Origin of the sequence: Helicobacter pylori (genome assembly GCF_011140715.1) — a bacterium.
Taxonomy (GTDB): Bacteria; Campylobacterota; Campylobacteria; order Campylobacterales; family Helicobacteraceae; genus Helicobacter; species Helicobacter pylori_DA.
This window is the reverse complement of record NZ_SFZZ01000013.1, coordinates 1-25632: the sequence shown is the minus strand read 5'-3', so window position 1 is coordinate 25632 and position 25632 is coordinate 1. Positions and strand designations below refer to the sequence as shown.

At 37.4% G+C, this 25632-nt stretch carries 22 protein-coding genes and 1 tRNA gene; 3 read left to right on the top strand and 20 right to left on the bottom strand.

Annotated features, from left to right (window positions below; translation table 11 throughout):
• Nucleotides 1–4: 4 nt before the first annotated feature.
• The 19 genes from EWZ81_RS01715 to EWZ81_RS01635 all read right to left on the bottom strand — a co-directional run bounded on the left by EWZ81_RS01715 (nucleotide 5) and on the right by EWZ81_RS01635 (nucleotide 21390).
• Nucleotides 5–793 carry an enoyl-ACP reductase gene (locus tag EWZ81_RS01715; RefSeq protein ID WP_001014507.1) on the bottom strand — a complete coding sequence of 263 codons (789 nt, stop codon included), beginning with the start codon at nucleotides 791–793 and terminating at the stop codon, nucleotides 5–7.
• Nucleotides 790–1692 (bottom strand): 4-hydroxy-tetrahydrodipicolinate synthase, encoded by a 903-nt coding sequence (gene dapA / locus EWZ81_RS01710; RefSeq protein ID WP_165548822.1) that lies wholly within the window; start codon nucleotides 1690–1692, stop codon nucleotides 790–792. Before dapA ends, EWZ81_RS01715 begins: the two co-directional genes overlap by 4 nt.
• Nucleotides 1693–1706: 14 nt before the next feature.
• The gene (gene pqqE / locus EWZ81_RS01705; protein WP_165548821.1) at nucleotides 1707–3041 is read right to left on the bottom strand and encodes a zinc protease PqqE; all 1335 of its coding nucleotides are present in this window, start codon (nucleotides 3039–3041) and stop codon (nucleotides 1707–1709) included.
• Complete coding sequence (locus EWZ81_RS01700) at nucleotides 3038–4093, bottom strand: quinone-dependent dihydroorotate dehydrogenase (protein ID WP_165548820.1); 1056 nt, start codon at nucleotides 4091–4093, stop codon at nucleotides 3038–3040. Before EWZ81_RS01700 ends, pqqE begins: the two co-directional genes overlap by 4 nt.
• Before the next feature lie 36 nt (nucleotides 4094–4129).
• Nucleotides 4130–6157, bottom strand: a complete 2028-nt coding sequence (locus EWZ81_RS01695; protein ID WP_165548819.1) for an RNA degradosome polyphosphate kinase — start codon at nucleotides 6155–6157, stop codon at nucleotides 4130–4132.
• A gap of 93 nt (nucleotides 6158–6250) precedes the next feature.
• A tRNA-Pro gene (locus EWZ81_RS01690) sits at nucleotides 6251–6328 on the bottom strand.
• A gap of 65 nt (nucleotides 6329–6393) precedes the next feature.
• The gene (locus EWZ81_RS01685) at nucleotides 6394–7653 is read right to left on the bottom strand and encodes a restriction endonuclease subunit S (protein ID WP_165548818.1); all 1260 of its coding nucleotides are present in this window, start codon (nucleotides 7651–7653) and stop codon (nucleotides 6394–6396) included.
• Nucleotides 7646–9277 carry an N-6 DNA methylase gene (locus tag EWZ81_RS01680; RefSeq protein ID WP_165548817.1) on the bottom strand — a complete coding sequence of 544 codons (1632 nt, stop codon included), beginning with the start codon at nucleotides 9275–9277 and terminating at the stop codon, nucleotides 7646–7648. The genes EWZ81_RS01685 and EWZ81_RS01680 overlap by 8 nt, the downstream gene beginning before the upstream one ends.
• On the bottom strand, nucleotides 9270–11552 hold the full coding sequence (locus tag EWZ81_RS01675; RefSeq protein WP_240146730.1) for a DEAD/DEAH box helicase family protein: 2283 nt from the start codon (nucleotides 11550–11552) through the stop codon (nucleotides 9270–9272). Before EWZ81_RS01675 ends, EWZ81_RS01680 begins: the two co-directional genes overlap by 8 nt.
• Nucleotides 11553–11725: 173 nt before the next feature.
• Nucleotides 11726–12394: a type I restriction endonuclease gene (locus tag EWZ81_RS08400; protein WP_240146729.1), complete on the bottom strand. Its 669-nt coding sequence runs from the start codon at nucleotides 12392–12394 to the stop codon at nucleotides 11726–11728.
• Nucleotides 12395–12441: 47 nt separating this feature from the next.
• Nucleotides 12442–14337, bottom strand: coding sequence for a motility associated factor glycosyltransferase family protein (locus tag EWZ81_RS01670; protein WP_165548816.1), 1896 nt, complete (start codon nucleotides 14335–14337; stop codon nucleotides 12442–12444).
• A gap of 24 nt (nucleotides 14338–14361) precedes the next feature.
• A complete protein-coding gene (locus EWZ81_RS01665) occupies nucleotides 14362–15129 on the bottom strand; it encodes a TerB family tellurite resistance protein (protein WP_165548815.1) in 768 nt (255 codons plus the stop codon).
• A 9-nt stretch (nucleotides 15130–15138) separates the two neighbouring features.
• On the bottom strand, nucleotides 15139–15453 hold the full coding sequence (locus EWZ81_RS01660; protein WP_001861281.1) for a hypothetical protein: 315 nt from the start codon (nucleotides 15451–15453) through the stop codon (nucleotides 15139–15141).
• A 1-nt stretch (nucleotide 15454) separates the two neighbouring features.
• Complete coding sequence (locus EWZ81_RS01655; protein WP_165548814.1) at nucleotides 15455–16942, bottom strand: DUF5644 domain-containing protein; 1488 nt, start codon at nucleotides 16940–16942, stop codon at nucleotides 15455–15457.
• Between the two features lie 11 nt (nucleotides 16943–16953).
• Nucleotides 16954–17442, bottom strand: coding sequence for a hypothetical protein (locus tag EWZ81_RS01650; RefSeq protein ID WP_165548813.1), 489 nt, complete (start codon nucleotides 17440–17442; stop codon nucleotides 16954–16956).
• Nucleotides 17427–19163 carry a M3 family oligoendopeptidase gene (locus EWZ81_RS01645; protein ID WP_165548812.1) on the bottom strand — a complete coding sequence of 579 codons (1737 nt, stop codon included), beginning with the start codon at nucleotides 19161–19163 and terminating at the stop codon, nucleotides 17427–17429. Before EWZ81_RS01645 ends, EWZ81_RS01650 begins: the two co-directional genes overlap by 16 nt.
• A 97-nt stretch (nucleotides 19164–19260) precedes the next feature.
• Nucleotides 19261–20511: a cation:proton antiporter domain-containing protein gene (locus EWZ81_RS01640; protein WP_000431989.1), complete on the bottom strand. Its 1251-nt coding sequence runs from the start codon at nucleotides 20509–20511 to the stop codon at nucleotides 19261–19263.
• Nucleotides 20512–20663: 152 nt separating this feature from the next.
• On the bottom strand, nucleotides 20664–20846 hold the full coding sequence (locus tag EWZ81_RS08395; protein WP_231624837.1) for a hypothetical protein: 183 nt from the start codon (nucleotides 20844–20846) through the stop codon (nucleotides 20664–20666).
• A complete protein-coding gene (locus tag EWZ81_RS01635; RefSeq protein WP_000595790.1) occupies nucleotides 20830–21390 on the bottom strand; it encodes an outer membrane beta-barrel protein in 561 nt (186 codons plus the stop codon). The genes EWZ81_RS08395 and EWZ81_RS01635 overlap by 17 nt, the downstream gene beginning before the upstream one ends.
• Nucleotides 21391–21616: 226 nt before the next feature.
• Here EWZ81_RS01635 and modA point away from each other — a divergent pair, with 226 nt between their 5' ends.
• The 3 genes from modA to EWZ81_RS01620 are packed head-to-tail and all read left to right on the top strand — an operon-like array spanning nucleotide 21617 to nucleotide 23848.
• Nucleotides 21617–22357, top strand: coding sequence for a molybdate ABC transporter substrate-binding protein (modA, locus tag EWZ81_RS01630; protein ID WP_165548811.1), 741 nt, complete (start codon nucleotides 21617–21619; stop codon nucleotides 22355–22357).
• Nucleotides 22358–22379: 22 nt separating this feature from the next.
• Nucleotides 22380–23054 (top strand): molybdate ABC transporter permease subunit, encoded by a 675-nt coding sequence (gene modB, locus EWZ81_RS01625; protein WP_165548810.1) that lies wholly within the window; start codon nucleotides 22380–22382, stop codon nucleotides 23052–23054.
• Nucleotides 23051–23848 (top strand): ATP-binding cassette domain-containing protein, encoded by a 798-nt coding sequence (locus EWZ81_RS01620; protein ID WP_165548809.1) that lies wholly within the window; start codon nucleotides 23051–23053, stop codon nucleotides 23846–23848. The genes modB and EWZ81_RS01620 overlap by 4 nt, the downstream gene beginning before the upstream one ends.
• A 162-nt stretch (nucleotides 23849–24010) precedes the next feature.
• On the opposite strand, the gene gltX is transcribed toward EWZ81_RS01620, so the two are convergent.
• Nucleotides 24011–25402, bottom strand: coding sequence for a glutamate--tRNA ligase (gltX, locus tag EWZ81_RS01615; RefSeq protein ID WP_165548808.1), 1392 nt, complete (start codon nucleotides 25400–25402; stop codon nucleotides 24011–24013).
• Nucleotides 25403–25632 lie beyond the last annotated feature (230 nt).

The following is a 25632-nucleotide window of genomic DNA, read 5'->3' as shown; positions in this document are numbered from 1 at the left end:
ATCTTTATTTAAAAGTAGTCCCACCATCCACAACGATCGTTTGCCCTGTAAGCCAACCGCTTTGGGTCTCATCGCATAAAAAATAAGCCGCTCCGGCTAGATCGTTAGGATTACCCATGCGCTTTAGGGGCGATTGCTCTTCTACTTTTTCTTTAATCTCCACATAATCAGGGAAAGCTTTCAAAGCGTCCGTATCAATAGGCCCGCCACTAACCGCATTCACTCTAATGTTAAATTCGCCTAAATCCACGGCAGCGTATTTGACCATGGTTTCTACGGCGTTTTTAGAATTGCCATGCCCAGCATAATTGGGCATATAGACCAGATTCCCAGTAGAGCTTAAGCTCACGATCGCCCCGCCGCCTATTTTTTGCATGCGTTTTGCCGCTTCTTGAGCCCCCACCACAAACGCTAACACGGTGGCTGTGTAAATGTTGTTTAACCCCTTAGGTTTTAATCGCATGAAAGGCGCAAATCCGCCCACGACAGAGCGCCCATAAATAATAGCGTTAGAAATAAAAAAATCCACTCTGTCAAAATCAGCGTCAATTTGCTTAAAAAGCTCTGTGTATTGCTCAGGCTCTAAAACATTAAGGGGGTAGGCTTTGGCTTTAATGGAATATTTTTGCTCCACATCTTCTATAATTTTGTTGGCTTCTTCAACATTTTTATTGTAAGTGAAAGCGATATTCACGCCGCTTTGAGCGAAACGATACAATATCGCCTTGCCAATCCCTCTCGTCGCGCCGCTAATCACTAGGGTTTTATTTTTCATGTGATTGGAACCATTCATGCAATTACCTCATATTGTTGTAAAGTTTTTTCTAAAAGTTTGATCGTTTCTTTGCTTGGGGCTACTAAAGGCAGTCTGTAATTTGGGTTTTCAATCAAGCCGGCTAAATGCATGGCCATTTTAATAGGGATAGGGTTCGTTTCCACAAAAAGGGCTTGATGCAAATCAAAAAGCTTATCTTGGATTTCTAGGGCTTGTTGGTATTCAAGTTTGAGCGCGCAATTGACCATTTGTGAAATCAAATTGGGCATTAAATTACCGGTCACTGAAATCACGCCGCACCCCCCTGAAAACATGATAGAGTGGTTGAGCGAATCTTCCCCACTAAAAATTTTAAAATCTTTTTCATAGTAATGCAATTCTGTTACTCTTTTCAAAGAGCCAGACGCTTCCTTAATGGCTTTAATGTTAGGGACTTCCCTAAAGAGTTTGAGAGCGGTTGGGACTTCAATAGACACGCCTGTGCGGCTTGGCACATCATAAAGCATGACAGGGATTTCCACCGATTGAGCGATAGTTTTATAATGTTCAAACAAGCCTTGTTGCGTGGGGCGGTTATAATAAGGGCTTACGCATAAAATCGCATCCGCGCCGATTTTTTGAGCGAACTTTGCTAAAGAAAGGGACTCGCTCGTGGCGTTACTGCCCACGCCGGCCAACACTTTCATGCGTGAATTGGAGGGCGTTTGAGTGTTTTTGCAAGTCTCTATGGCGATTTCAATGCAACGCATATGCTCTTTGTGGGTGAGCGTGGCGGATTCTCCTGTCGTGCCAACAGGCACGCATGCGTCCATGCCCTGAAAAATTTGGCGCTTGATCAAGGTTTCATAAGCGGCCTCATCAACGCTCAAATCTTTTTTAAAAGGCGTAATTAACGCGCTAGATGAATGAAATTGCATGCGATAAGGCTCTTTTAAGGTTTCAAAAACACGGTGGTTGATTGGGTGTCTTTAAAATATTCATTAGCCACGCGTACCAAATCGCTCACTTTCAAATCCAAAAATTGTTGCTGATAATCAGTCAAGCCTTGAAGATCGTTTTGCACTAAATAGTCCGCAAAAAGCCCCGCCACATCGCCAGAACTTTCTAAATTAGAAATAAAGTCAGCTTTTTGATTGATTTTGATTTTGTCTAATTCCGCTTGAGTGATTTCGCCTTTTTTCAGCTTTTCTAAAAGCGCTACGATTTCTTTTTGTAAGGCTTCGGCTTTGATATTAGGATTACCCCCAGCGATGAATAAAAACACGCTTTCATCTTGTAATTGCATGTTGTGCGAGAAAGCTTGAGAAGCTAGGCGCTTTTTATCCACTAATTCGCTTTGCAACCATGAGCTTTTGCCTTCGCCTAAAAGCTTGCTTAACGCGTCTAGGGCGACTTGATCTTTATGCTTGAAAGCAGGCACTTTATACCCTAACGCTACCCATTCTAAATGGACCCCATCTTTATGCACGACTGCCGTTCTTGCCCCATCTTGTTTAGGCTCTTTCATGTAAGGAGTGGGGATAGCCTTTTCATCAAGGTTTTTTAAGGATTCAAAATGCTTTTTAGTCAATTCAAAAACCTTTTGGGAATTGACATCGCCCACCACTAAAACGATAGCGTTTTTAGGCTGATAATAGAGCGAATGGAATTTTTTAATGTCTTTTAAAGTCCAGTTTTGAATATCGTCCATAAAACCAATGGGCGTCCAATGGTAGGGGTGATAAACATAAGCGGTGTTAAAAAAGCGGAAATAAAGCATGCCGATAGGGGAATTATCGGTACGCCATCGCCTTTCTTCAGCGACCACTTGACGCTCAGGCAAAAACTCATCTTCTTTTAAATTCAAAGAACCCATGGTTTCAGCGAACAATTCTAAAGACTTATCCAAGTTAGCCTGACTGGTTTTAATGAAATAGCGCGTGATGTCAAAGCTCGTAGAAGCGTTACTCACGCCCCCAAAACGCTTAACAATCTTATCAAATTCGCCGGCTTTAAGGTTTTTGGTGCTTTTAAAATTCAAATGCTCTAACATGTGAGCGATCCCGCTCTTGCCCATGACTTCGTTTCTAGAGCCGACTTTATAAAGCACATCCACTTCTATAACCCCGGTTTTATTTTCTAAGGGGACGCTCACGACTTGCAACCCGTTTTTTAAGGTAACGCTCTCATGTTTGGGTAAGTAAGATTGTGCGTGCATGCTCGCTCCTAAAGTGACTAACAAGACAGAACTAAGCCTTAAAAGTCTTTTAACAGAAAAATATTTCATCTTAAATCCGCTCCTATAGCCTCTTTAACGCTCAAAAATCCATCTTTTTGGAGTAATTTTACCAAATCTTTAAGAATATTTTGGCATAAATTTGGCCCATTGTAAATAAAAGCGCTATAAATTTGTAACAGACTCGCTCCCATTTTAATCCTTTCATAAGCTTCTTTCGCGTCGCTAATCCCCCCCACAGAAACAAGAACGCTTTTATTAAAAAAAGCTTTAGCCAATTCTTTAAAGACTTCACGGCTTTTTTTAGTCAAGCATTTCCCGCTCAAGCCCCCCATTTCTTTAGGAGCGAATACCAAGCTTTTATCAATCGTGGTATTAGTCGCAATGATCCCATGCGCTCCTGCTTTAATAGCGCTATTGACGATTTCTAGCATGTCATCTGTTTCTAAATCTGGGGCGATTTTTAAAAATAAAGGCTTATGAGTCATTTCTTTAGCCATGCAAAAAAGCTCATGCACAAACGCTTTATTTTGTAAATCCCTTAAATTAGGGGTGTTGGGCGAAGAAAGGTTGAAGGTGTAATAATCGCCAATATCTAAACATTTATTTAAAACCGCCTTGTAATCTTCTAAGGCATGCGCTTGCTCTATGTGTTTGTTTTTGCCTAAATTGATGCCAATGGGGGTTTTATAGGGAGCGAAGCGCTTAAACGATCTTACTCCTAAAATCGCCCCGTAATTATTAAACCCCATCGCATTTTGCAAGGACTCTTCTTCAATGTGCCTGAAAAGCCTTGGTCTTTCATTCCCCATTTGCGCTTCATTGGTGAGAGTGCCTGCTTCTAAATAGCCAAACCCAAAAGCGGTTAACGCCCTGAGCATGGAAGCGTTTTTATCAAAACCGGCGGATAAGCCTAAAGGGTTAGGGAAATGCAAGCCTAAAATTTCATTTTCAAGCTTTGGGTTTTGATAACCCCATTGAGAATCAATCAAATTGCACAAAAAGGGCGATGAAGAAAGCATTCTTAAAATCTTACAAATTTTTTCATGCGCGTCTTCAGCGTCCAAGCTAAAAAGATATTTTTTTAATAACGAATAAAGCATTTAAATCCTTATCTTTTATGATTTGAACGATAACCTTTAAAAGGTTTTAAGGGCTTGTTTTTCAAAATAATCCTGCGAATTTAAAGGATCGTTAGGGTTTGAAACTTTAGTGTAACGGCCTTTAGAATTTAACTCATAGCGTTTTAAGGTGTCTTTGAGTTGGATTTCTAAAATACGCAACAATTTATTGGCGATCTTTGGGTTTGTGGCGGGAATGAGCAATTCCACGCGCCTTTCTAAATTCCTGGGCATTAAATCCGCGCTAGAAAAATAAATATTTTCATGTTTAAAATAATAAATGCGTGCATGTTCTAAATATTTCCCCACGATAGAATACACCCTGATATTTTCGCTCAAGCCCTTGACTTGGGGCTTTAAACAGCAAATCCCCCTGATAATGAGATCAATTTTAACCCCTTTTTGAGAGGCTTGATAGAGCCATTCAATGATTTCGCTATCCACTAGGGCGTTGGCTTTTAAAATGATATAGCCTTCTTGTTTGTGGTTCATTTCGTTTTGAATGAGTTCAATGATTTTAGGTTTGATCTGTTTGGGCGCCATAAAAAGCGTTTCTAATGCGCTATTAGTCGCGCTGCTAGTGAGCAAGGAATGGAAAAGCTTGATAATGTCGTTAGCGATTTCATTTTTAGCGCTAAAAAAACTCACATCGGTATAGATTTTAGCGCTCAAAGGGTTGTAATTGCCCGTGCTTAAATGGGTGAAATGGCGTAATTGGTTGTCTGTTTTTTTAGTGATCACTAGCATTTTAGCATGCACTTTGAGTTTGAAAACGCCATAAACGACTAACGCGCCCGCCCTTTCTAAAGCTTTTGCCCAATGCAGATTGCTTTCTTCATCAAAGCGCGCTTTTAATTCCACTAAAACGCTCACTTGAATCTTGCTCGCCGCTTCAATCAAGGCTTTGACAATGGGGGAATGCTTGCCTACACGATAAAGCGTCATTTTGATAGAAAGGGTGGTCGGATCATTAGCGGCTTGCTCTATTAAATCGATCACAGGCTCAAAACTTTCATAAGGATGAAACAGCAACAGATCTTGTTTTTCTATGGATTTGAAAAGATCGTTTTCATTGAAATGAGGGTGGATTTTGGGCGTGAAATTGGGCGATTTGAGCGCTTTAAAGTCGCTATGATTGACTAATTCCCACAAATCCCCTAAATTGAGCATGATCGCGCTTTTATAGATATGCATGCCGGTGAGTTTGTGCTTTTTGTAAGAGTGGGTTTGAAAGCTCCTTAAAGACGCTAAAAGGGTTTTTAAAAGCTCTTGACTCCCTTTTTGGGTTTGCAAGCGCACGATTTCGCCTTGATTTCTTTTCCTCAAACTCTTACTCATCAAATCCGCATAATCATGCGCTTCGTCTTCAGTGATGGCAATATCCGCATCGCAAGTTACCCTAAACGCCATGCAATCTAAAATCTCATGCTCTAAAAACAATTCTTCTAAATGCGCTTCTACGATTTCTTCAGCCAGCACAAACAAGCCCTTTTCTAGCTCCACAAAACGGAAGATAAAAGAGGGGAGTTTGATGAGCGCATAGGAGGCACTTTGGGTTTCTTTGTCTTTGATGTGGGCAAAAAGCGCGAAAGTCAAATTCGCTAAAGGCGGGAAGGTGTGCGAAGAATCCAACTTAAAAGGCAAAACTAACGCATAAAGCTGCTCTTTAAAATAGGTTTTAGCCTTCGCTTTTTGCTCTAAATTCAATTCATTATAGGGGGTGATACAAAGCCCTTTTTTAAAGAGTAGGGCTTGGATTTTTTGAAATTCCAATTCCCTTTCTTCAATTTCATGCGCTAAATAATGCTTGATTTTTTCTAATTGTTCTTCAGGGCTTGCACCATCAATGCCTTTAGAGGCGATTTTATGCTCATAGAGTTGTTTAAGCCCTGCCACTCTTATCATGTAAAATTCGTCTAAATTCGTGTCATAAATGGCTAAAAATTTCAAGCGCTCTAATAAAGGCAAGCTCTCATCTTTGGCTTCGTTTAAAACCCTTGTGTTAAAAGCTAACCATGAAAGCTCTCGGTTAAAGAAACAATTCAATAAAAATCCTTTCAATCATCATGTTTAAAAATCAGTTTGTTTGGTGTGATTATATAATGAAATGATAATGATTGAAGCTTTTTTAAAAAGTCATGGTCGGAGTAGCGGGATTCAAACCCACGACCTCACCCACCCCAAGGGTGCGCGCTAATCAGGCTGCGCCATACTCCGCAATCAAAAAGAGAGATTATAGCGCGAGTTTGCTTAGTTGTTGCTTATTTTTGGTTTTTATGTTTTCATTGGGGTTTGACTTGCTGTTTTAGGAGTAGGGGGAGTAGAAAATCTCTGAGCGCGGTTAGGGTTTGGGTTTCAATGATATTATTAGAGATTTTTTCATAGAGTGGTTTAGTTATTTTAGAATAATTATCTAGTAGCTCTTTATTTGGTATAAGAATGAAAATATAGTCTAGCATCTCAATGTTGATAGCTTTTTGTGTAGCGCCGGTCGCTAGATTATTTTTTCTTGTTTCAAAAGGGGAGTATTTAATCGTGGAAGCTATGTATTCAAAAGTATGTTTTTGACATTGTAAGCCACAAAAACCTGTTGATAATATGCTTTCTTTTATCCATGATTGCATGTGTTGGTTTAAAAATAAGTGTTTTTTAGTGTCTTTCATTTTGGCAAACCATACTGAATGGATAGTGGGTTGCATGTTGGCTCTATTGGGGCGTTTGTTATAGCTAACTTTAAGTCCTTGATTAAGAGATAGGGTTTCTTGTATATGTTTTGTTTCATAATACACTTTTTGTTTAAAGGGGGTTACTCCGGTTTTGATCGTGTTGCATAGGGGATTATCCCCTAGCGTTTTAACTTCAAAATCGTTAGGGATAAGGCGGTTTAATTCTTTAGAAAATTTCATTTTTCCGCCGCTAGTTTGATAGGGCTTGTTGTTTTCATCTAAAAAATCAAAACGAACGAAGTATTGCTCATAAAGAAGTTCTAGGATTTTGTGTAAAAGCTCGTTGATTTTATGGTTGTTCTCTATTTTTTGATCTAAAATAGAAAGCGTGCGGGCTATTTTTTGTTGTGTTTCTAGTGGGTAAAGTTTGATTTTAATATTAAGAAAATCTAAGGGCGTGATAGAGGGGTAGCTAGAAGTCCCACATTCTGCGATGCGTTGCAAGTAATGAGTGATTTTATCTTGCGTAATATAATAATACAAATAATTAGGGTCTAATTTTTCTAAGTCTATAACATCTATTACGATAAAAGCGGTAGAAACTAAAAAATTTTTTGGAATTTCTTTGATAATCCCAAAGTGGCGTTGGTTGGGTCTTACACTAGAATAAATAATGCTATTAATAGAGCATTTTCGTTTAGCTCTTGAAGGCAATTTTTCTTTTGTCAAATCAATTTTTAGAAAAGCATTTATTCTATTGTTTGTGATGTTATCAGTATCTAAATAACAAACTTTTTTGTAATTGTCTTTTTTAGTATAGTTGTTTTGATTGATAGCAATTAGTGAATGATTTTTTAAATCTAAAAGTTTAATCATAATTAAGATTTCCTAAAGTTTCTAAAATTTCTTGTTGCAAGCTCTGGCTTTCATCAAAAAGGCTTGTCAGTTCGCTTGAATATTGCTGCATCAAGTTTTCAAACTCCGCTTGGCTGATTGTTTCGCTCGTGTCTTCTATAGTGAAATACTGCCCAGGGTTTAGAGAATAATTTTTTTCTGTGATTTCATCAAAAGAAACCAGAGCGCAAAAATCCGATTTTTTAGTTTTATTTTGAAAGGTTTCTAAAATCAAATCCATATCGCTTGCTCTTAAGCGCGTTTTTTTGTTTTTGTTTTCGGTGTATTCTTCGCCGAGTTTGGAAGCGTCAATCAAGATCACTTCCTTTGCGCTTGGCGTTTTTTGAAAAAAGATGATGCTCACGTTAGTGCCGGTGTTGGCAAAAACCTGACTGGGCATGCAAATTACCCCATAAACGAGCCTTTTATCTACTAAATGCCGGACAATCTTATTTTCTATTCCGCTTTTAGCGCTAATAAATCCGGTTGGCACGATAATAGCCCCCTTACCCTTATTACTAAGCATGTTCAAGCAATGCTGGAAAAAGAGCGTGTAAATGGGCATTTTGCTTTTATCGTTTTTAGGGATATTAGGCACGCCTAAGAAAAAATCGTTTTTGTTTTGTGAAATCTCGGCATGCTCGTTGGAAAAATCCAGCTTGAAAGGGGGGTTACTCACGATGAAATCCATTTTCCCATGACAATCTTTAGAATGGTAGGGGTTGGTTAAAGTGTTTCCCTCAATGGCGTATCTTAAAGAGTGGGTCAAGTCGTTTAAAATGAGGTTAAGTTTGAGCATTCTTAAGGATTTTTGCGAAATGTCTTGGGCATAAAGGGTGCAAGAATCGGTGCCTATTTGGTGGGCTAATGCCATTAAAAGCGTTCCTGTACCAGCGCTTGGATCATAGATTTTGACGCTTTGAGTTGGCTCATTGATTAAAAGTTTAGCGATGATGCTAGCGATGCTTAAGGGGGTGTAGTATTCGGCGTATTTGCCTGCGCCGGCGTTATTGTAATCTTTGAGCAAGTATTCAAAAATGGGGGCGAAAAAGTCATAGCCTTGTTGGTTTTGTAAGTTTAAAAAAGCTTGTTTGAAATTAAAATTTTTGAGTTTGTCTAATAAAGCTCTTGTAAAATTAGCCCTTTTAGATTCTTCATTAATGTATGGTGAGACGCTTTCAAATAAGGCGATAGTGGTTTTATCCGTGCTTTTGGTGTTAAAAAGTTCGGCGTTATTGCTAGAAATGCGATTAAAAATAGCGTCTAGTTTAAGGTGTAAATCGTTATCGTTAAAATGTTTTTCAAAAAGATAGTTTAAAAGCTCATCATAAGCGAGTTTGGGGAGTCTTTTATCGGTTAAGGTAATAAAGAAATCTTCTTTTTCTTCCTTTTTAAAGTCTTTGTAATCTTGTATCGTTTGGTTGGGGAATTCTTGTTCAAAAAGGAATTCAAACTTATCGCATAAGAATTTATACAAAAAGCATTGCGTGATGATCTTGTATTCGTTGCCGTCGTTCCCTAAACCAAAACTCGTGCAAATGACTTTTAAATCATCAATGAGGTTGAGGGTGTTTTGTTTGATTTGCAATAAAGCGTTATTAGGCATGTGAATTTCCTTGATGGTGGTTTTGTAGCTCGTTAAAAAGGGTTTGAATGATAAATTCTTTTTCTTTTTCTAAATCTTTTAAGGAGGGGTTTTCTTTGAAAGCGTCCCTCAATTCTGCTTTTATGGCAGTTTTTAGGGTGGTTTCTTCGTTTAAGATTTCTTGACGCTTAAAAATACGCGCATCAAGAGCTTTTTTGAGCGCGCTTAAAAGCGTGAAAATTCCCTTAGAAATGTTTTCTTCCATGAGGCGATTGTGAAGGCGCTTATGCGTGATCACATAAGCTCGATCATTATTGTATTTGTTTAATAGGTTGGTGGTTTGCTCCTTATGTTGCTTTAGTTGTGAAATGATTGCGCTGTAGGAATGAGAAATTCCATCAAAATTATGATTGGTTAGGGGTTCTTGGATCAGTTTTGAAAGCTCTTTAGAAATCTTTTGGATTTCTTTATCTTGTTTGTCTGGGATTTTTTCTAACATCTCTTTAGCTTGCTTGTATTTAGCGCTAATCTCTTCTCTTTCTTTAAAATGCAATTCTTTGCTTTCTTTAAATTCTATTTTAAAGTCTAAAAGAGCGATGAGATCTTCTAAAATCATTAAATCGTTTGGGTTTTTAGGCTCATTGATATTTTTTAACGCATGGAGTTGTTTGGCTTTTTTGCCAAGCATTGAAGAGATTTTATTGATCTTTTCAATATCAATTTTTTCTTTTAATGGAAGGATTTTTTCATCATTAGAAGTGCGGATTAAATTGTAGCGCTCTTTGAGCGTGTTGATGGCGTGTGAAACTTTTAAAAGCTCGTTCATTTCGCTGATATTGACAATGGCGCTAGTCATGGCCTCTATATTGTCAATGGGGTAATCAAAAAGATTGTTATAGGCGTTTTTAATGTCTTTTTCTAAAACCTCACGATCCGCAAAAATGTCTTTGATATTAGAATCGCTACTGGCAGTGCTTTGATTGAACCCTTTTAATTCTTTCAAATAATCATCAGTCGTTTTGTCAAAATTTTCTTGAATCCCTACAAAATCTATAAGGTAGCCAAAAGACATGTTGTTATAGGGGCGATTCACTCTGGCTAGGGCTTGGAGTAAATTGTGATCTTTTAACTCTCTGTGGATATAAAGGCGCTTGAGATTGGGTAAATCAAAGCCGGTTAAAAGCATGTTAAACACAAAGGCTATATCCGTATCTTCATGTTTGAAAGAATAAATCTTTTCTTTAACTTCTTGTTCATCATGCAAAATCAGGCTGGATTTGAGTTTGTTAAAAATCCTTAGGTTGGGGTTTTTTTGTAAGACTTCTTCTTGGACTTCATTAAAAAGAAAATTAGCTAATCCGGCTTGCTTGCTTGAAAAACAAACCACCATGGCCTTTAAGTGTTCGTTGTTATCATTCAGTTGTCTGAATTTCAATAAATCTCTGATGATATAAGAGAGCATTTCTTTAATGTATCTTTCATGATTAAAAATCGTTTCTTTTTTAACCTCTATGTCTTCAATAGTGATGCTTTCTTGTAAAAGGCGATAGATTGCTTGTAATTTTTCTTTGTAACTCTTTTCAATGATTTCTAATTGGAGTTTTAGGGTGTGTCTGTCTTTAATGGATTCTGTATAAGAATAGGTGTGCAAGTAGTTGCCAAAAGTGTTTTTAGTGGCTTTATCTTGCGCGTTGTCTTCTAATAGGGGCGTGCCTGTGAGGGCGATTTTTAGCGCTGTTTTGTCGCATTCTATCAAATTAGCGTAAAAACAACCTTTAGGATCATAGCTCCTGTGGGCTTCATCTATGATAAACACCCTTTGTAAATCGTGGCTATCTTTTGTCGCTTCTTGTAATTCTGTTTTAGAAACAATTTCTTTAGGAGCGCTATTAGAGGGGTCTTCATTAGGGGCTTTTTCTTCATTGGGGGCTTTGAATTTTTGGATATTCACAACGATGATTTCATCATTCCCTTGAGGGCCTTCAAACACTCTAGAGTTTTTTAATTTTTGGCTCAAATCCTCTTTATTTTCTGCCTCATGCACACAAAGGCCTCTTTTTGAAAACTCGTTTTTGGCTTGTTCTAATAAATCCAACCTGTCCACAATAAAATAAAATTTAGTCTTTTTGTTTAGGTTGGATCGGCTAAAAAAGTCTCTGATGAGTTTGGTTAAATGGTAGGTTAAGGCGGTTTTACCGCTGCCTTGCGTGTGCCAGATGATGCCTTTTAGAGGGTCTTTGGGGTTATTTTCATAATGCTTTTGCAATTCTTTTAAAACGTTCAAGCTCGCAAACATTTGCGCGTAACGCCAAATGTGTTTTTTAAACTCCGATTTTTCTTTTAAGAAACTAATGCCGTATTTTAGGATAAAGCAAAGCCTTTTGTGAGAACAAAACGAAGTTAAAAAGGGGTTTGTGGGGGCATCTTTAGGGCTTTCTAGGGTGTCGGTGTCTTTAAGGTTAAATTCGTTTAAGACGCGTTTTTGAATTTCTTCAAGCGATCTGTGGTTTTGTTCATTTTCGGGGGGGGGGGGGTAATATCTAGCTTATGAGCTTCAACAAAGCGTTGGAAAATGGGCGAATAAGAAGCGCTATAAAACACGCCTTGATCGGGGTTGTTTTCATCATAGGGCAAGTTATCGCTAAAGAGCCAGATTTGCGCGAGGTTATAAAAAACTTTGTTTTCGGGGTTTTCATAGCGTTGGATGTGGCGATCTCTTTCTTCTTTAATGCCTTTTTTGGCGTAAGGCTGCTTAACTTCTATATTCACCAAAGGCAAGCCGTTAATAAAAAGGGTGATGTCAGACCTAAAGGATTTATAAGGTAATTCAGCCATCATTTCATAAAGATTGCTGTTAGGGTTATCAAAGTCTATGATTTGATGCTCGCTTTTGAGTAAGTATTCATAAAAGCTTTTGCCTAAATCATCGTAATTCAAGCGTTTTTTCATTTCAGTAAGCGCATCTTTTGCGTTTTTATTGGGGTTTAATCGCTCAAAGGCTTGAGTGAAACTATCTATTAAAATATTGGTGGCGGTGTCTAGGTTAGGCTTATTTTTTTGAGAAATAAAGTTATAGCCCAACTTGGCTAAATGCATTAAGGCAGGGACTTGAACCCTTGTGATTTCATTGTATGGCATGCACACCCCTTTGATTTAAGGTTGTTATTATAGTGTAAAAATAAAAATCATGGTTGTTTGAGCTGCCTTTGCAATAACAAACAAGCTTTTTTAAGGAATTGTTTTAAGGTGTTTTGAGAGTGGTTGATAAAATGCGTCAGCTCATTTTCTTTAAGGTACAATGAAACGATTAAGACGCTTTGTAAGACATGAGCGATACTCCCTTCAAATAAAATGCCTATAGTGGGGTTTTTAGCGCTGGCTGTTTGACAAAACCCACTCAAGCTATCCACCCATTCAAATATTTCTTGCTTGGTTTTACAAGGCGTGTTTAAATATTTTAAAAAATCCTCTTTAAAACTCATCAGATTTTTTTGTAAATTGTTTAAATCCTTAGCATGGTTATTGGGGGGATTAAACATGCTTTTAATGCGAGCGGTAGCGTCTTGTTTGTTGGTTTGTTTCAATTTCACTTGAGAGTGATTGAGACTAACGGCATGCTTGATTTTCGCCCCATAGCTTAAATTATAGACTTTTTTAGGCTGGTAATAATGAAGGGCTTCTTCAATCCTTTCTTTAGAGAGCAAAAAAAGCGAGTCGCTAAAAGTTTCATAACCTTCAACATTACCCTCTACGCTGATTAAAGACGAAGTGTCAATTTCTTTTTCATTTTCATAATAGGAATTTTGAGCGTGCTTTTTAAACCCTTTGATATAAGCGCAATCTAAAGCGCACAAATAGATTTCATCGCTCATCAAACCCGCTAAAGCCACCCCGGCATTACCCACAAAAGGCGCTGCGTATTCTATACTCAAAGGGCTTATATACGCGCAAGCGCTCCCTCCACGCATAAACATCAACGCTTCTTTGGCTACATTAAAAGCGTTAGGATTGAGCATGTTAGCCCCCATTAAGGGGGTGTCTTCTAGGGGGGCTTTTTCTAAAACTTCCTTAAGATAGTCTATGCGCTCCACTTCTATTTGAAAATCCACTTTAACGCCATGCGTTTTTAAAGGCTTTAAAGCGGTTCCGCATGAAAAAATGATGCAATTTTTTTCATTTTCTTTTAAAAAATCTAACAATAAATCCAGGCTTGGCCCATTACCCACCACGCAAATGGGGGCGTTAATTTTTTTAGGTTTAATCTTTAGAGTTTGGTATAAGGGTAAGTTTTTGAGCGTGTTCTTTAGCCCTAGCAATTCATCTTCAAAACTCCCCCAACCCCTTAAGGCTTGTTTGTAATAGCTTTGAATGTTTTCTCGCATGCGCATATTGAAAGCGCTTTTATAGGGCATGATTTCTAATTTTAAAAAAGAATGCGTAACAGGGCGTTTCAAAAAATCCATTTTCAATTCATTAGGGTTAAAAAACCCTTGAATAAAGAGTTTAGCCCCTTTTTTAATCAAATCTTCATAACGCGCAAAATAACAACTGATCTTAAACAAATCTAAATTTTCTTCAAACAAATAAAGCGAATGGAAGCGGTAATTTTGAGCCTGTAAAATAGCCAAAAACAAGCCGTCTAAGACGCCATAAATCATGGTAGGGGGTAAGAATTTCTTTAAAGAGCAAGGCGTTTGATGATTGTTTAAAAAGTTTGAGATGGCATGCGTGGCTTTAAGGGTTAGGGGGAGTTTGTGGTTGTTTTGAGATTTTAAATAATGTAAAGAGAGGCGGTTATTGTCTAATGACCACCTGGGATTATTCAAGGGGTTAGAAGCCATGTTGAAAGCGGTTTCTATCATTTGATGTTTAGGGTAGCTTAAAGCGTTTGTAGGCGTGTGTAAGAGATTGAAATGGTTTGTTTCAAAAAGCAATTGGTAATTTTTAAAAGGCGTATTGAGAGCGTTAAACAGATTGGGGTGATAAGATTTGAAAAAAACTAAATTATCCCTAAAACGCTTTGAAATTTCTTTTTCTAAAAAGGGCGCATCAAAAGATTCCAAGGCTTTTAAAAAGGGCATTCAATAGCCTTTTTCATCACACCCCTATGAGTCTTTTAAATCTTTTTCTAAAAGTTGGGAAGCGAGGGCGATTTTTTTCAACGAGATAAAATCTTGTTCGCTGTAGCGTTTGTTGTCATTCATTTTATGGTAGTAGGGAGCGCTTAAATCCAAAGCTTTTTTTTCTAAATCTTGCATGGTGGTGTGAGTTTGGATTTCAAAAAGACTTTTTGCTTCTTCTAAAGACATAGGGATTTCTATTGCATTGAAGCGTTCAAAATTGTCATAAAGCTCGTTAAAATCTTTATTGTCTATCTGCAAAAACGCCCCCACATCTAAAAACAATTCTTTTTCTTTGCTATCCAAAATCCCATCAGCATAGGCTAATAACATAAGAAATTCCACTAATTTCAGGCGTTTGGTGTATTCTCCATGCGTGTGGTCGGCGATTTCTTGGCATAAGGATTCAAAATTTTCTTTTTTATCCATAGGCTCATTGAGAAGCTCTTTGGCTAAATTTTGCTGTTCGCTGTTTAAGGGCTGCTCTATTTCATGGATAAAAAGCGTTCTTAAGGCGTTATCCAAAGCGTTTTTTTGAATGTCTAAAAATTTTAAAAGACGCATATACGCGCCTGTTTGGGTTTGCTTGAATTTGTCTAGGGGGCTAGATTGCACCAACAAATAGGGGTCATTTTTCAAGTCGTATTCTTCGGTTTTGGTTTTAGGGTTTAGGGGGTTTTTCAAATATTCTTTGAGGGTGTTGTAAAAATAAAACAACACAACCGCCGCAACAATCAATAAAATGATTTCCATGATTTTCCTTTATGAGTATTTTTTCATTTGTTCTTTAAGGTCTTGTTTTTGCCTGCTCTCTCGCTCTTTTTTGGCTTGATAAAGACGCATTTGTTCTTCTTTTTGCTTGTCTTGTAAGATCATTTTCCTCTCATGGTTTTTTTTAAGCCGTTCTATATATTCTTCTCGTTTTTCTGGGTCTTGGAAACTCACAGGGCGGATGAAAAAAACAAACAAAATCAACACAAAAATCCCTATAGCGACAATCTCAGAGCCTTCGCCATTGAAAGCATACCAAAGCCCTCCCATCAAAGAAGCGAGCGCGAGTTTTAAAAAAGCGTTCATCTTAAATGAAAGTAACCTTATGATAATGCGTATCAAGCCCTAAATCTTGCTTATTTTTTTCCCCCATAGCCATTAGCGCGATTTGAGGTAAAAATAAAGTGGGGGTGTTGTCATTATCTCTTTTATAAATCTTTGAAGCTTTTAAGCTTAAATTTTCAAAAGCGTAAAAAAGCCCTAAAGAATGCACGATTAAAAAATCCGCCCCTAAATCAATCCCTAAATAGCGTAAATGCGCGCACTGGAGTAAGCCGTTTGTTTCATTGACTTCTAAAAGGGGGGCGTAATTTTGAAAAGATTCTAAAAAATGGGGAGCTTTTAAATGGATTTTATGGAAAAAATGATCGCTTCGTTTAATGCGAGAAAATTCAGCCCCTAAAAACGCACCAAACGGGCTTTTCAATTCCCATGCCAAAAACTCATTAACCCACTCATTGAGATAGGCTATCTCAATATCTTTTTCATAAACGAGTTGGTATTTTTTTAATTTTTCATTGACAGAATCGATGATTTCAGGGTTGTTGTCTAAAACTTCTTTAGCATGCAAGATATTCAAATACGCGTCTTCTTCACAAAAAATGAGCGAAACGCCATTGGCTTTAGCCAAAGCCAGATTATACGCGCAAGCCGTGAGGAAATCATGCGTGCTTATGATCTTCCCATAATAGCCCCCATCATAACAAAAAGGCAGATCAATGACTTTTTGCCCCATTCTTTCTAAATAGAGCTTAGCGCTTTTGAGAAGCGCTTGGGCGTTTAAATGCTTCACATAAGCGTTAAAGAGCGCGCAAGTTTTAGGGGGGTTATGCGTTTTGGGGGGGTTAGAGTTGTATTGAAAAAGGCTTAAAAGGTTTTTAGAAAAATCTTTCCATGGCTTGATTTTGGAATTAGTGAGCATTTCTTGCAATTCATAGATTTCATGGTCAATATTATCATCGTTTTTATAGAGGCAATGCGCCACGCTTAAAAAATTCATCACGCCGCTTTCAGGCTGAGAAATCATCTCTAATAACCGATTCCGCTCTGTGGGGTAGCGTTTCATCAGCCATTTAACATACAAGAAAAAGCCATCGCCCAGATATTTAGGGTTGATTTGGGGGTTGATAAAATTGATTTGAATAAATTTTTCTAATTCTTCTTTTTCGCCTTTAGTGATGTAGGGGACTTGTTTGAAAAAGTCTTCATAATTTTTTAAAACTTCCTTTTCATCAATCATTAAATCTTTTAAAGCGTATCGTTTGGATAGGGGATCTAGCACCCATTCTTTAGAAAAAAACGCCACCAAATCGCTCACTTTAGCGTCTTCAAACACCGCAATCTGGTTGATTTTAAGCGCGATATTTTCACTATAGCTCACGCCTTTGAGTTGTTTTAAAAGATCCAAAAGGTATTGATCTTCTTGGTATTCTAAAAAATAAGACTCATAAGCTGGATTGTAATCTTTATTGGTTTCAAAACGAAAGACTTTTACATGCAATTTCAAAACGCTCATCAATGATTCCTTTAGTTTTTGTGCAGATTTTCTAAAATCGCGCGGTTTTTGGAATTGGAAAAAAGAGCCTCTTTAGAATCCAACCATTCTTTAGACTCTCGTTCGTCTTTCTTTGGCTCTTGCATGAGCGGCTCTTCTTTTTGGAACAATTCAAGCGAATCGCAACGATTGAATAAAACGATATTTTCATTTTTTTCTTTGATAAGGATTTGAATGATGCCAGAAAGCCCTACTTGAACCACGCTGCCAATATTATTAGGGCCAAACCCAGCTTCAAATTGCACGCTTTGCGCGTCAATCATCAAGCTTTCTAAGGTGTATCCGGCTAAAACAAACAACACCAACGAGCCGAATTTTTCATGGATTTCTTTAGGGAGCTTGGGGGAAAAATCAATCGCATCTCTTTCGCACAAAAGGTTGAAACTCAAATGGTTTTTGGACAGAAATTGCAAGTATTCAATGCAATGCTTGTTGTTTAAAAGCCTTAATTCTCTTTGCATGCGAGCAACCTTTCAAATTCTTCTAACAAATGACGCACCTCTTGCATGCCAATTTCCCAAAATTCCTTACTATCAATGTCAAAGCCAAACATGGACACTAATTCTTTAGGGCTTTTTGACCCTCCTAAGCTCAAAAATTCCGTGTAAGTTTTAACAAATTCTTTAGCGTCGCTTTTTTTATAAAGCCCATAAAGCGCTAAAGTCAAAAGCTGCCCGTAACTATAAGCGTAGCAATAAAAAGGCGAATGGATGAAATGGGGGATATAGCTCCACCACAAATGGTAGTTTTTAGTGAGTTTCACGCTCTTTTCAAACATTCTTTGGTTTTCTTCAAACCAGATTTGATCAAAATCTTTGGTGTCTAATTCTTCATCCATTTCGTGGATTCTTCTTTCAAAATTCGTCATCACCACTTGCCTAAAAAGGGTAGAAAAAATATCCTCTAACTTGCCTGCCAGCATGAAAAGAAGCTCATCAGATTTCAAACCCTTTTTCAAATGCTCAAAAAACAGCATTTCAGAAAAGACAGAAGCGGTTTCTGCGGTGGTTAAGGGTGTATCCATGTTCAATACGCCTTGTTTTTTGGATAATTCTTGGTGGATCATATGCCCAAATTCATGGGCGATAGTGAAAGCGTCTCGGCGATTCCCTGTGTAGTTTAACAGCACATAAGGGTGAGCGCTAGGCACCGCGCCATGGCTAAAAGCCCCACCTTGCTTAAAGTCTTTGGGGTGTGAATCCACCCAGCCTTCTTTGATCGCTTTAGAAGCGATTTTATGAAATTCAGGGCTAAAGGCTTTAAGGGTTTTAAGCACTTCTTCTAAAGCTTGAGAGTAAGTCATGGTGATGCTCTCATTGTTTAAAGGAGCGTAGCGATCGTAATCTTTGAGTTTATGCCCTAAAATTTGCGCTTTTTTATGATAGTAACGATGCACTAAGGAAAAATTAGCGTTCACGATCTCTATCATGCTATCCACGCTCTCTTGCGAGATCTGGTTGTCAATGTGGCGGAAACTCTCTTTTTTGTCGTATTTTCTCAGCTTGGTTTCAATGAGTAAATCTTTACGCACCATGTTTAAAATATAAGTGAGTAAAGGGCGGGATTTTTCTAACGCTTTGCTGAAAGCTTTTTGAGATTTTTTACGGATCTTGCGTTTGGGGTTGTGCAAGAGGGCTAAAATTTCTTCTTCGCTTAAAGTTTTTTCTTCAAAAGGGATTTTTAAAGAAGAAAAATGCTCATCAAAAAGACGGCTAAACGCGCCCACCCCCACAGGCGAAAGGGCTAGGGCGATCTTTTCTTCATCTAAATTTAAGGTGTGCTTTTTCTTTTCTATGAGGTTGTTTAAATAAAAAGCATGGTCTTTGCATTTTTTAATGAAAGCGAGTTGTTTTTTGGCGTCCAAATTTTTAAATTCAATTTCAAAGAATAAAAGGTGTTGTTGGATATTTGCGCAAGCCATTTCGCATTGCGAATAAAACTTCGTTTCTTTAGTGTTCTTAGCAAAGAGTAATTGAGCGTAAGTCATCGCCCTAGAAATTTTTTCTAACAAATTTTCGTAATGTTTAAGAGCGTCGGCAAATTTTGTAGCGTCTAAATCCTTAAGGTTATTTTGATAAGCGCTCTCCAATTCTTGTGCTTCTGTTTGTAAGGTTTTTAAAAATTCTTCTGCGCTTTCTTTATTTTCAAATAAAGCGCTTAAATCCCATTCTTGTTCTTTCATGAAATCCCCTTTTTATACCAATTTGAAGTTAAAATATGCTTGTATTTTAACATAACACTGACAATACAAGCAAACTTATCATTTGGTTTTTGCGCCATTATTTTTTAGCCGGCTCATTTTCTTGGCTCTTTTGGTGCAAAATAAATTGAGCGATAGATTCTAGGTATTTTAAAATAAAAGGGGTTGCCAACATAGAAAAGACCACCATGAGAATAAGGAGTTGATGGATGTCATTTTGAGCGATATTTAAGATATTTTTTTGGTGCAAAAAACCAAGAATCCCTTTTTTTTCTTGCAAATTAAAGAGCTGGTGCGAGCCTGAATTTAAAAAGATAACAAAAGAAAACTCCCCGATTTGCGCCAAAGAAAGAGCGGTTTTTATGGCAGTTTTAGCGTCTCTAAAAAAACGCAAAAGTGCATAAATGATAGCCGTCTTAAAACCCATCACTAAAATGAGTAAAAAGATGACAACAAAGAACTTCTCCATAAAGAAACTCACATTAATTTGCATCCCTATCGTAATGAAAAAAAGGGCTAAGAAGAGGTTTTTTAATTGCGCGAATTCTTCTTGGACATTGATTTTATAGCGCGATTTAGAAATCGCCATGCCCACAATGAACGCTCCTAAAGACATAGAAAACCCAAAAAAATGGCTCAACCCTGCTGCGCTGCAAACAATCACTAAAATCGTGCCTATAAAAATTTCAGGCAAGCGCGTGTCTTTTGCTTGCTCTAAGATGAGATTAGCCCCTTTTTTTCCAGGCAATAATAAAAGAACTAAAATAATCCCTGCTGAAATAAAGGTTTTAAGAATGAGTAAATTAACATTAGAATCTTTGCTGCCTAGAATAGTGAGAATTAAAAGCATGGGAATGGCGGCAATATCTTGGAAAATCAAAATCCCCACCGCGCTCTTTCCCATGGGCGTGCTAAGCTGTTTGGAATCTTCAAAGAATTTCAGCACAATAGCGGTTGAAGAGAGCGAAAGCCCCATGCCTAAAACAAGGGAAAAAATGGGTGAAAGACCCAAAATAAAATACCCCACTAAAAAAGCGATTAAAGCACACAAAACGACTTGTAAAAGCCCAAAAACCAGCACTTCTTGTTTGATGGATTTGAGCTTGTCAAAATTAAACTCAATGCCTATCATAAACATTAAAAAGACGATACCAAATTCACCAATATCAGATAACAAATTAAAATCATTAATTTTAAAAAAAGCCGCTAAGACCGTTCCTGTGCAAATGTAGCCAATGATAACCGGCATGTCTAATTTCTTTAAAAAGATTCCAAAGCCTACAGCAAGCCATAAGCCGGCAATAACAATATAAAGTGTGCTGTTTTCCATAAAAACCTTTCCCCAGTAGAATCAATTTGTTTTAAAGAAATAAAAGCGAAACTATCCTATTAAATTGAGCCATTAAATAACACTATTGAATAAAATAATATCTATCAAATATATATAAGCAATTTATTATTTAGATCTTACTAAACCCGCCTTCAAACGCAAACGCCAAACACCCTATTGAGTAAAATAAAAATTGAAACGCTAGGATTATACTGCACTAAGGCAAACTTTCTATTTATGAAAAAGATTTTTGAACCCCAACCTTTTAAGAGTTGGCTAGGGTTTGATTTGATAAAGAAGAGCGAATGAAAGAACGGATTAGAAAGTAAAGACATAATCCACATACCAAGAATAGTAGCGGATAAGCCCTACATCCTTGCTGCCCTGATTAACCATAGGGAATTTCACGCCCGCTTCAAACGCACTGCGATCCCCAACGCGCATTCTTCCGCCTAAATTCCATAAGAACTGGAATCTGGTTTGATTGACATCATAAGGGAACATCCAAGTGTTTCCGGCTAACTGAACGCCACCGATGAGACCTAGAGCGAATTTATCCAAAGGAATGAGATTGACGATCAAATCGCCACCGCCGCCATAGGTGAGCAAATTGGTTTTGGTGTGTTCAGTCCCTGAAGTGTTAAACCAATCTAAAAAGCCATACACCCTAGCCCCAAACCATTTATTGGCAAAGCCTACAAAACCTAATTTGAAATTCAAACCATAAAGGTCATTGCCATGACGCCAATCAGAGTAATTGCTGTTATAAGGGCCATAACGACCTTGTTGATAACCCGCACCCATGAAAAACCCATTCACTTCGCCAGCAAGCGCTAAACTCGTGCTCAAGCTTAAAATACAAGCAATTCTTTTAATCATAATAAATCCTTCTTGTTGAATTAAAGTTACACCCTAAAATCGGTTATTTTTCTAAAAGATTTAATTTTTTATCAAAGATGAAGATTTTAGAGTGGAAATGTTGGTTAAATACTGATAAGTGGGATACGCCCACAAAACAAACCGCCTCAAACTTTTAAAATACAAATTTTTAAGATACAAATAGGTATAATCACGAATTTCAATCATTTAAATAAAAGGGAGTTCTATGAAAAATGCTTTCAAAGCGTTTGCCTGGTTAATCGTATTTTTCTCAAACGCTCTATTAGCACAGGATTTAAAAATCGCTGCTGCTGCTAATCTCACGCGCGCTTTAAAAGCCCTTGTTAAAGAATTCCAAAAAGAACACCCAAAAGACGCTATTAACATTAGCTTTAATTCTTCAGGCAAACTCTACACTCAAATCGCTCAAAACGCCCCTTTTGATTTATTCATTTCAGCGGATATGACCAGACCTAAAAAGCTTTATGATGAAAAAATAACCCCTTTTAAAGAAGAAGTCTATGCTAAAGGCATGTTGGTTTTATGGAGTGAAAATCTAAAAATGGATTCTTTAGAAATTCTTAAAGACCCTAAAATTAAACATATCGCTATGGCTAATCCTAAACTAGCCCCTTATGGAAAAGCCAGTATGGAAGTCTTGGATCGTTTAAAACTCGCTTCCAGTCTTAAATCTAAAATCATTTATGGCGCTTCTATTTCTCAAGCCCATCAATTTGTCGCTACTAAAAACGCTCAAATAGGCTTTGGAGCGTTATCCTTGATGGATAAAAAAGACAAAAACCTCTCTTATTTCATCATTGATAAAGCCCTTTATAACCCTATTGAACAAGCCTTAATCATCACTAAAAATGGGGCTAATAACCCTTTAGCCAAAGTTTTTAAAGATTTTTTATTCAGCCCTAGAGCTAGAGCTATCTTTAAAGAATACGGCTATATCGTGGATTGAAACGCATTAAAAAAGGCGAACAATGGATCATGAGTTTTTGATTACCATGCGTTTGAGCTTTTCTTTAGCTTTTATTACCACCCTTATTTTATTCCCTATAGGGATTTTTTTAGGCTATTTTTTAAGCCTTAAACGCAATCTTTTAACGAGCTTAACAGAAACGCTTGTGTATATGCCTTTAGTTTTACCCCCAAGCGTGCTAGGGTTTTATCTTCTTTTAATTTTTTCGCCTTCTTCTTTTTTGGGAGCGTTTTTACAAGATGTATTAAATGTGAAACTTGTTTTTAGTTTCCAAGGGCTTATTTTAGGGAGCGTGATTTTTTCCTTACCATTTATGGTAAGCCCCATTAAGAGTGCGTTAATTTCCTTGCCCACTTCTTTAAAAGAAGCCAGTTATAGCTTGGGTAAAGGGGAATATTACACCCTTTTTTTTGTCCTACTCCCTAACATCAAACCCAGTGTGTTGATGGCTATCATCACAACTTTTACGCACACTATAGGTGAATTTGGCGTGGTGATGATGCTTGGGGGTGATATATTAGGGGAAACAAGAGTGGCTAGCATTGCGATCTTTAACGAAGCTGAAGCACTCAATTATTCTAAAGCCCACCAATACGCCTTAACGCTCACGCTTATCAGTTTTAGTCTCTTGTTTGTTACCCTGTTTTTGAATAAAAAACAAAGCTCGTTTTTATGATAAAAGCGCGGTTTAAAAAACGCCTTTTAGGATCTAGGGGCGCGTTTGATTTGAATATAGACTTAGAAATTAAAGAAGCAGAAGTTGTCGCTTTATTAGGAGAATCGGGAGCGGGTAAAAGCACGATTTTACGCATTTTAGCGGGGCTTGAAGCGGTGAATAGCGGCTATATTGAAGTCAATCATTCAGTATGGCTAGACACTCAAAAAAAAATTTTTTTAAAACCACAACAACGAAAAATCGGCTTTGTGTTTCAAGATTACGCTCTATTTCCGCATTTAAACGTGTATCAAAACATCGCCTTTGCTCACCCTAAAGATAAAAATAAAATTCACGAAGTGTTACGCTTAATGCGTTTAGAAAATCTAAGCCAGCAAAAAATTCTTCAACTCTCTGGCGGGCAAGCCCAACGAGTCGCTTTAGCAAGAGCCTTGATCGCAGCCAAGAATCTATTGCTTTTAGATGAGCCTTTAAACGCCCTAGATAACGCCTTAAAAAACGAAGTGCAACAAGGTTTACTTGATTTTATCAAGCGTGAAAATTTAAGCGTGTTATTGGTGAGTCATAACCCCAATGAAATAACCAAACTCGCGCAAACTTTCCTCTTTTTAAACAATGGAATTATTGATTCTAATCAAGAAAATCGGCTTTTTTCAAACCGCTTGTTGATAAAACCTCTCTTTGAAGATGAAAATTATTGCCATTATGAGGTCATTCCTCAAACGATTAGTTTGCCCAAAGATTGTCTGAATCCAACTTTTAAGCTTGATTTCAATCAAGGCAAAAAATTTTAGAAATATTTTTTCATTTTCCTCTTAAAACCCTCTTATTTTTAAACTTTATACACCCATTTCAGTGTTAGGAATAACGCTAAAGTTTTAGGGAGTCGCTCTCATAACAACTGCTAAAATCAAGCTCTTTTATGATTAGCGTTCAATGAAAACAGAGCCAATTTTTTAGTTTTTCAAAAACTTTTCTATTCTTTTGACGCTCTCTGTTTTGCCTAAAATAAAAAGCGCTTCTTTAAGGCCTATCCCGCCCCCCTTACCTAAAAGGGCTAATCTTAAAGGCTGCATAAAATTACCCGCTTTAATCTTTTCTTCTTCAATGATTTGGTGCATGGCGTTTTCTAGCGCGTTTTCATCGTTGAAATTGACCTTATTTAATTCTAGCTTAAATTTTTCTAACAAGGACATAACGAGTGCTTGATTGAGCTTTTTAAAAACCTTTTCTTCATACTCTATAGGAGCGGTTAAAACCTCATCTATTTTAAGGGCTAATTCTTTTAGGGTTTGGGATCTTTCTTTGAGAGCGTCCAACAAGCGATCCAATTGAGTGGGGTTTAAATGAGAAAGATCGCTAAAACTAAAAGGCTTTAAAAGTTTTAACAATTCTTGTGCGCTTTGGTTTTTTAAATAATGAGCGTTGAGCCAATTAAGTTTGTGCCAGCTGAAGCAACTGGGCGAAGAATTTAAATCTTTAGGGTCAAAACATTCCAATAATTCTTGCATGCTAAAAACCTCTTTATCTTGATAGCTCCACCCCAAACGCGCTAAAAAATTCACTAAAGCTTCCTTAAGATAGCCCCTTTCTTGATAGTCCATCACATTAGTGGCCCCATGGCGTTTGCTTAATTTTTGCCCTTCTTCATTCAAAATCATCGGCACATGGAAAAAATTAGGGATTTTAAAATTTAAAGCCTTATAGAGAACGATTTGTTTAGGGGTGTTAGAAAGATGATCATCGCCTCTAATCACATCAGTAATCCCCATTAAAGCGTCATCAATAGTAACCACAAAGTTATAAGTGGGCGTCCCATCGCTCCTGGCGATAATAAAATCGTCTAATTCGTTAGTATTCACTTTCACTTCGCCTTTAACCCCGTCATTAAAACCAATGATTTCATTTTGTGGGACTTTAATCCTTACCACAGGCTCTATGCCTTTAGGGGGCGTGCCTTTAAAATCACGATAACGATTGTCGTAGCGTGGGGTTTCTTTCCTGGCCTTTTGCTCTTCTCTCAAAGCGTCCAACTCATCTTTACTCATGTAGCAGTAATAGGCTTTGTCTTCATCTAAGAGTTTTTGGATATATTCTTTATAAATTTCAAAGCGTTTGGATTGGTAGAGAATTTCTCCATCGTGTTCTAGCCCCACCCATTTGAAAGCTTCTACAATGGCGTTAGCCGCTTCTATGGAGTTACGGCTCAAATCCGTGTCTTCAATGCGTAAAAAAAACTTTCCTTGATTGGCTCGTGCAAAAAGATAATTGAAAATGGCTGTTCTTAAGCCTCCTATGTGGAGATAGCCAGTGGGCGATGGAGCGAAGCGTGTAACGATCAAACTCATTATTCTAACCTTAAAAATAAAATACTCTTATTGTATTCAAAAATGGCTTAAAAATGGTTTCACTTTTTTCTATTAAAATTAGTGTATGATTGAGATTATTTTTGATTAGGATCACCCATGCAATTTCAAAAAACCTTATTTCCTTTACCTTTATTATTTTTATCTTTTTGTATCGCTGAAGAAAATGGGGCGTATGCGAGCGTGGGGTTTGAATATTCTATCAGTCATGC

Bases quoted from the DNA above. Each gene is read 5' to 3' on its own strand.
- EWZ81_RS01715 (WP_001014507.1), bottom strand. From the start codon at position 793: ATGAATGGTTCCAATCACATGAAAAATAAAACCCTAGTGATTAGCGGC.
- dapA (WP_165548822.1), bottom strand. From the start codon at position 1,692: ATGCAATTTCATTCATCTAGCGCGTTAATTACGCCTTTTAAAAAAGAT.
- pqqE (WP_165548821.1), bottom strand. From the start codon at position 3,041: ATGAAATATTTTTCTGTTAAAAGACTTTTAAGGCTTAGTTCTGTCTTG.
- EWZ81_RS01700 (WP_165548820.1), bottom strand. From the start codon at position 4,093: ATGCTTTATTCGTTATTAAAAAAATATCTTTTTAGCTTGGACGCTGAA.
- EWZ81_RS01685 (WP_165548818.1), bottom strand. From the start codon at position 7,653: ATGATTAAACTTTTAGATTTAAAAAATCATTCACTAATTGCTATCAAT.
- EWZ81_RS01680 (WP_165548817.1), bottom strand. From the start codon at position 9,277: ATGCCTAATAACGCTTTATTGCAAATCAAACAAAACACCCTCAACCTC.
- EWZ81_RS01675 (WP_240146730.1), bottom strand. From the start codon at position 11,552: ATGTTTGCGAGCTTGAACGTTTTAAAAGAATTGCAAAAGCATTATGAA.
- EWZ81_RS08400 (WP_240146729.1), bottom strand. From the start codon at position 12,394: ATGCCATACAATGAAATCACAAGGGTTCAAGTCCCTGCCTTAATGCAT.
- EWZ81_RS01670 (WP_165548816.1), bottom strand. From the start codon at position 14,337: ATGCCCTTTTTAAAAGCCTTGGAATCTTTTGATGCGCCCTTTTTAGAA.
- EWZ81_RS01665 (WP_165548815.1), bottom strand. From the start codon at position 15,129: ATGGAAATCATTTTATTGATTGTTGCGGCGGTTGTGTTGTTTTATTTT.
- EWZ81_RS01660 (WP_001861281.1), bottom strand. From the start codon at position 15,453: ATGAACGCTTTTTTAAAACTCGCGCTCGCTTCTTTGATGGGAGGGCTT.
- EWZ81_RS01655 (WP_165548814.1), bottom strand. From the start codon at position 16,942: ATGAGCGTTTTGAAATTGCATGTAAAAGTCTTTCGTTTTGAAACCAAT.
- EWZ81_RS01650 (WP_165548813.1), bottom strand. From the start codon at position 17,442: ATGCAAAGAGAATTAAGGCTTTTAAACAACAAGCATTGCATTGAATAC.
- EWZ81_RS01645 (WP_165548812.1), bottom strand. From the start codon at position 19,163: ATGAAAGAACAAGAATGGGATTTAAGCGCTTTATTTGAAAATAAAGAA.
- EWZ81_RS01640 (WP_000431989.1), bottom strand. From the start codon at position 20,511: ATGGAAAACAGCACACTTTATATTGTTATTGCCGGCTTATGGCTTGCT.
- EWZ81_RS08395 (WP_231624837.1), bottom strand. From the start codon at position 20,846: ATGTCTTTACTTTCTAATCCGTTCTTTCATTCGCTCTTCTTTATCAAA.
- EWZ81_RS01635 (WP_000595790.1), bottom strand. From the start codon at position 21,390: ATGATTAAAAGAATTGCTTGTATTTTAAGCTTGAGCACGAGTTTAGCG.
- modA (WP_165548811.1), top strand. From the start codon at position 21,617: ATGAAAAATGCTTTCAAAGCGTTTGCCTGGTTAATCGTATTTTTCTCA.
- modB (WP_165548810.1), top strand. From the start codon at position 22,380: ATGGATCATGAGTTTTTGATTACCATGCGTTTGAGCTTTTCTTTAGCT.
- EWZ81_RS01620 (WP_165548809.1), top strand. From the start codon at position 23,051: ATGATAAAAGCGCGGTTTAAAAAACGCCTTTTAGGATCTAGGGGCGCG.
- gltX (WP_165548808.1), bottom strand. From the start codon at position 25,402: ATGAGTTTGATCGTTACACGCTTCGCTCCATCGCCCACTGGCTATCTC.